We start from the raw sequence: 4,204 nt of genomic DNA, 5'->3' as shown, positions 1-4,204 counted from the left end.
CGCCGCCCCACAAATCGCCCGCGCCCCAGGCCCCCGGCCACGGCGCGTGGAACCGGGAGGGAGCATCCAAGGTGCCGTCAACCCACCACCCCCGTTCGGGCTGAGCTTGTCGAAGCCGGGTGCCGCGCTTCGACAAGCTCAGCGTGAACGGGTGAGGGGAGTTGACCGGGGCAAAGGGTGTTCTGCAACGGTGCGTTGGGCCGCGGGAGCAGGCCCATCGAGCGCGACCCCAAAGAAACTCAGCGCCCCGTGAACCGCGCCGGCCGCTTCTCGATGAAGGCCCGGATGCCTTCTGCCGCATCTTCACTGGCCGCCAGTCGCTGCTGCACCGGGATGAAGTCGGCCACCGCTGCCGCCTGCCCCAGTTCGATGGCCTTGAGCACGTTCAGCCGCGTGGCGACCACGGCCTGCGGCGCCTGCGCGGCGATGCGCCGGGCCAGGCCGAGGGCGGTGTCCAGCAGCTCGGCCACCGGCACCACCTTCTGCACGAAGTTGCAGCGATACGCCTCGGCGGCGTTGAACTCGTCGGCGGTCAGCAGGTGCAGCATGGCGTTGCCCACGCCGGCGCGTTCGGGCATGCGCAGCGTGGCGCCGCCCGCGGGCAGGATGCAGCGCTGCACCTCCATCTGCGAGAAGCGGCAGTCGTCGGCCGCCACCACGATATCGGCACCCAGCATCAGCTCGATGCCGACGGTGAAGCAGATGCCCTTGACGGCCGCCACCATCGGCTTGGTGCGGCGGCGGTAGCCGGGCAGGCCGAAGTCGTGCGGTTCCACCAGGCCGGGCGGCGTGAGCTTTTCGCCGCGCTTGAGGTAGTCGGCCACGGCCGGCAGGTCCAGGCCGGCGGTGAAGTGGTCGCCGTAGGCGTGCAGCACGCCGACGCGAAGCTGCGGGTCGTCGTCCAGCCGGGTGTAGGCCTCGGCCAGCTCGCGGAACATGCGCGGCGTCCAGCCGTTGCGCTTGGCGGGGCGGTTGATGCCGACGAGCAGGATGTGCTCGTCGACGACTTCGCAGCTGATGCAGCCCTCGGGCGGCGGGGTGACGGGGGTCGGTGTCATGGGGTCTCCTTCGGGACGAACCATAGTGCAGCCGGGCCGCGCGCCCCGTCGCCTGGATGACGGCCGGTCAGTAGGTGTAGACGCCCCGGCCGGTCTTGCGGCCGAGCTGGCCGGCGGCCACCATTTCCTTGAGCAGCGGGCAGGCGCGGTACTTGGAGTCGCCGAACTCCTCCAGGTACACCTCCATCACCGCCAGGCACACGTCCAGCCCGATCATGTCGGCCAGCGCCAGCGGGCCGATCGGGTGGTTGCAGCCGAGCTTCATGCCGGCGTCGATGTCCTCCGGCGTCGCCAGGCCCTCGGCCAGCACGAAGAAGGCCTCGTTGATCATCGGCACCAGGATGCGGTTGACCACGAAGCCCGGCGCGTTCTTCACCGTGATGGGCTGCTTGCCGAGCTTGACGGCCAGCGCCTTCACCGCGTCGTGCGTGGCGTCGCTGGTCAGGTAGCCGCGGATCAGCTCCACCAGCGCCATCATCGGCACCGGGTTGAAGAAGTGCATGCCGATGAAGCGGTCGGGTCGCTTCGTGTCGGCGGCGAGCTGGGTGATGGAGATGGACGAGGTGTTGGAAGCGATGATCACCTCCGGCGCCAGCAGGGCGTCCACCTGCTGCAGGATCTTGCGCTTGAGCTCGTGGTTCTCGGTGGCGGCCTCGATGACGAGCTGCGCCGCCTTCAGGTCGTCGTAGTTCGTCGAGCCCCGGATCAGCGCCAGCGCGTCCTTCTTCTGCGCCTCGGTCAGCTTCTCCTTCTTGATCAGCCGGTCGAGGCTGCCGGAGACGGTGGCCAGGCCCTTGTCGACCGCGGCCTGGTGGATGTCCACCATCACCACCTTGATGCCCGAGACGGCGCAGGCCTGCGCGATGCCGTTGCCCATGGTGCCGGCGCCGATGATGCCGACGGTCTGGATGTCCATTGAGTGCTCCTCGAAAGAAAGAAAAAGGGGGATCGATGGCCGATGCTAGCGGCAGCCGATGGCCCCGTGCCGGACTTCAGCGCCGGGGGCGGATGCGGTAGATGGCGTTGTCGCGGTCGGCCGAGACGTAGATGCTGCCGTCCGCCCCCACCGCCACGCCGGTGGGTACGTTGGCCGGCGGCAGGCCTGGGCTGGGCGCCAGGCCGATGGGCAGCCGCTCGGCCACGGTGCGGCGGCTGCCGTCGGCGGGGTCGATCTCCACCAGCCGCTGCGCCGCGGCCTCGGCCACGATGAAGCTGCCCCAGGGCGTCTGCGCCAGGCCCTCGGGCATCGCCAGCCCTTGCGCCACGGCCGCCGGCGGCCCGCCGGCCAGCGGCACGCGCAGCAGCCGGCCGGCCGCCTCGGTCACGTAGATTGCGCCGTCGGCGCCCAGCACCATCTGCACCGGGCCCTGGATGCCGCCGGCCAGCACTTTCCGCTCGGCGAACTTCTCGCCGCTGGCGCGGGTGAGGGTGCCGGTGGCGATCTCGGCCACGATCACGCTGCCGTCCTCCAGCGGGATCGCGTCGTAGGGCGCCTTCAGCCCGTGGATGACGGCGGTGGTCTTGCGTGTGGCGCGGTCCACCAGTTGCACCGTGCCGGTGAACCACGAGCTGAGCGCGAAGCGCGTCTTCGACAGCCCGACCGAGAAAGGGTACTCCAGCTCCGGCTCGCGCTGCATGCGGAAGATGTCGCTCACCGCGCCGCTCTTCAGGTCGACCTCGCGGAAGCCGAAGATGTCGGCCACCCACAGCCGGTCGCCCTCGGCCTTCAGGCCGCCGGGCACAGCCACCGCGCCGCCGGTGAGCGTGCGCAGCTCGCCGGTGGCGGGGTTGAAGGCCTGCACCGCGTTGTCGGCCATGTTGGAGACGTAGATCGTGCCGTCCGGCGCGATCGCGAGGTTGTCCAGCGAGGGCTTGAGCTGCCGGGCCACCGTCTTGCGGCCGGTGGCCAGGTCCACCCGCACCAGTTCGCCGCTGCGCGCGTCGACCACCCACAGGTGGCCCTTGCCGTCCAGGTTGGCGGCGGCGGGGATCTGGAAGCCGTCGGCGATCACGGTGACGGCGCCGCTGGCCGGGTCGATCTTCACCACCTGGCCCTTGAACCACAGCGGGCCGTAGAGCATGCCGTCGGGCCCGACCTCGAAGCCGTTGAAGCCGCCCAGGTCCTTCCCGATCAGGCGCGGCGGCTTCCGGCCGCTGCGGTCGATCTCCCACAGCGCGTCGCCCAGGAAGACCTGCGACGCATAGAGCCTGCCGTTGCGGCGGTCGAAGTCCAGCGAGTTCAGGCCCGGCAGCTCCTTGGCCAGCACCTGCATCGGCGCACCGTCGCGCTCGCGGTAGCGCAGCATGCCCATCAGGTAGTTGGTCCAGGCCAGCTCGCCGCGCGGGCCGACGGCGATGTCGTCGGCCTGGCCCTCGGGCGCGCCGATGAAGACGCGCGCCTCGCCGCTGCGGCGGTCCACCTCCCAGATCGAGCTGCCCACCACCGAGCCGGCGAGCAGGCGGCCCTGGCGGTCCACCGCCAGGCCGTGCACGCCGGCGAAGGCGGAGGGCCGGACCAGCGCCTCGGGCGCGGCCCAGCCGGCAGGGCGGGTGGGGGCGGGCGTGGAGCAGCCCGACAGGGCGGCGGCCAGGAGGGCGCCGGCGAGCATGGCGCCGGCCGCGCCGCGGCGCAGGGTGGAAGGCATGGGTGTCTCCTGTGGCGTGGATGTCCGCCGCGCGTGCCGCCGGCCAGGCCTGCGGCAGCGGGCTGGCCGAGTCTTCGGCAGCCGGTGGCGCGGCGCAATCACGCAGGGGACAAGCAAGGGCGCGCCGCGCAGCCAGTTTTCGCAAGCGGCGGCGCGGCGCGGCTGCGTACCCTCGCCGCAGTTCCCTCCCGGCACTGGCCGGCCCGGCGCGGACCGCGCAAGATGGCGCCTTCGCAACCTCGTCCCGAACACAGCCCATGCTCCACCCCCAAGCCCGAGCCCTGATCGACCTGATGGCCGAGCGCGGCGTGCCGCCCACCCACACCCTGGCGCCGCCGGAGGCCCGCGCCCTCTACCGTGACCGGCGCGCCTACACCCAGCCCGCCGCACCCGAGGTGGCCGAGGTGCGCGACCTGCAGGCCGCCGGCCCGCATGGCGACATCCCCTTGCGCAGCTACCGGCCCGCCGGCGCCGCGCCTGACGCCGTGCTGCCCGTGCTCG

Annotated in this window: 3 protein-coding genes and 1 pseudogene; 1 reads left to right on the top strand and 3 read right to left on the bottom strand. The window is 71.9% G+C overall.

Features of this window, described 5'->3' with window-relative positions; genetic code table 11:
- Positions 1 to 239: 239 nt before the first annotated feature.
- The 3 genes from ACIY1X_RS25205 to ACIY1X_RS25195 form a co-directional block, all read right to left on the bottom strand.
- Positions 240 to 1,058: a crotonase/enoyl-CoA hydratase family protein gene (locus ACIY1X_RS25205; protein WP_399686092.1), complete on the bottom strand. Its 819-nt coding sequence runs from the start codon at positions 1,056 to 1,058 to the stop codon at positions 240 to 242.
- A gap of 67 nt (positions 1,059 to 1,125) precedes the next feature.
- On the bottom strand, positions 1,126 to 1,974 hold the full coding sequence (locus ACIY1X_RS25200; RefSeq protein WP_399686089.1) for a 3-hydroxybutyryl-CoA dehydrogenase: 849 nt from the start codon (positions 1,972 to 1,974) through the stop codon (positions 1,126 to 1,128).
- 76 nt (positions 1,975 to 2,050) lie between these two features.
- Positions 2,051 to 3,703 carry a hypothetical protein gene (locus ACIY1X_RS25195; RefSeq protein WP_399686086.1) on the bottom strand — a complete coding sequence of 551 codons (1,653 nt, stop codon included), beginning with the start codon at positions 3,701 to 3,703 and terminating at the stop codon, positions 2,051 to 2,053.
- Positions 3,704 to 3,960: 257 nt separating this feature from the next.
- Between ACIY1X_RS25195 and ACIY1X_RS25190 the strand changes: the two are divergent.
- Positions 3,961 to 4,204, top strand: a pseudogene (locus ACIY1X_RS25190) (alpha/beta hydrolase); the annotation flags it as partial.

This window comes from Xenophilus sp. (assembly GCF_044462705.1).
GTDB classification, from domain to species: Bacteria; Pseudomonadota; Gammaproteobacteria; order Burkholderiales; family Burkholderiaceae_C; genus Xenophilus; species Xenophilus azovorans.
Note: the sequence above shows the minus strand (reverse complement) of the source record. Positions and strands in the feature narration are given on the sequence as shown.

What these genes read in the sequence shown, in the direction of transcription:
- ACIY1X_RS25205 (WP_399686092.1), bottom strand. Translation starts at nt 1,058, where the DNA reads ATGACACCGACCCCCGTCACCCCGCCGCCCGAGGGCTGCATCAGCTGC.
- ACIY1X_RS25200 (WP_399686089.1), bottom strand. Translation starts at nt 1,974, where the DNA reads ATGGACATCCAGACCGTCGGCATCATCGGCGCCGGCACCATGGGCAAC.
- ACIY1X_RS25195 (WP_399686086.1), bottom strand. Translation starts at nt 3,703, where the DNA reads ATGCCTTCCACCCTGCGCCGCGGCGCGGCCGGCGCCATGCTCGCCGGC.